Annotated in this window: 1 protein-coding gene; it reads right to left on the bottom strand. The window is 69.8% G+C overall.

Features of this window, described 5'->3' with window-relative positions; genetic code table 11:
• Positions 1-1,069, bottom strand: a 1,069-nt coding sequence (locus ACOV8S_RS11835; protein WP_448317736.1) for a M1 family aminopeptidase, incomplete at its 3' end; no start/stop codon positions are given.
• Positions 1,070-1,179: the final 110 nt, after the last annotated feature.

Below are 1,179 nucleotides of genomic sequence, written 5' to 3'. Positions count from 1 at the left end.
CGACGGGGTGGGTGGAGGGCCGCTGGTCGGCGTCGTATCCCCAGCTCTTGCGGGTGACGGCGAACTCGGTCCAGGTGTCGGTGTACCGGGTGGCCTCGACGAGGGTCTGGTAGCCCATGTACTCGGCGAAGGACTCGTTGAGCCAGATGTCGTCCCACCAGCGCAGGGTGACGAGGTCGCCGAACCACATGTGGGCCATCTCGTGGGCGATGACCATGGCGCGGGTCTGGCGCTCGGTGTCGGTGACGGCGGAGCGGTAGACGAACTCGTCGCGGAAGGTGACCAGGCCGGGGTTCTCCATGGCGCCGGCGTTGAACTCGGGGACGAACGCCTGGTCGTAGGAGTCGAAGGGGTAGGGCTCGTCGAACTTGGCGTGGTAGCGGTCGAAGCAGCGGGTGGTGATCTCGAGGATCTCGTCGGCGTCGGTCTCGAGGTGGGGGGCGAGGCTGGCGCGGCAGTGGATGCCGAAGGGCAGTCCGCGGTGCTGGGTGCGGATGGAGTGCCAGGGGCCCGCGGCGACGGCCAGCAGGTAGGTGGAGATGGCGGGGGTGGTGGCCGCGGTCCAGGTGCCGTCGCCGTCGTGGGTGGTGCGGCTGTTGGCGAGGACGGTCCAGCCTTCGGGTGCCTTGACGGTGACGTCGAAGGTGGCCTTGAGGTCGGGCTGGTCGAAGGCGGCGTAGACGCGCTGGACGTCGTCGAGGAAGAGCTGCGTGTAGACGTAGCTCTCGCCGTCGGTGGGGTCGGTGAAGCGGTGCATGCCTTCGCCGGTGCGGGAGTAGCGCATGGCGGCGTCGACGACGAGTTCGTGCTCGCCGGCCGTGAGGGTGAGCGGGAGCCGGTTGTCCTCGAGTGCGGCCGGGTCGAGGGGGTGTCCGTCTAGCGTGGCGGTGCGCAGTTCGGCGGGCTTGAGTTCGACGAAGGTGCCCGCGTCGGCGCGGGCGGTGAACCGGACGGTGGTCCGGGAGTCGAAGGTGTCCTCGCCGGTGGTGAGGTCGAGATCCACGGTGTAGTGCTGGACCGTGAGGAGGTCTGCTCGGGTCTGCGCTTCGTCGCGCGTCAGTACGGACATGGGCACATGCTGCCTGATGCGGGGCTCCGTGCGCAGGGGGGTTGTGCCCTCGTTGCCCCGGGCGTGCGGGGCGTGGCGGGGCGCACGGGGCAACGAGGGCACAACCCCCC

Source organism: Streptomyces sp. CO7 (assembly GCF_053474865.1).
This window is presented reverse-complemented; position numbering and strand designations above follow the sequence as displayed.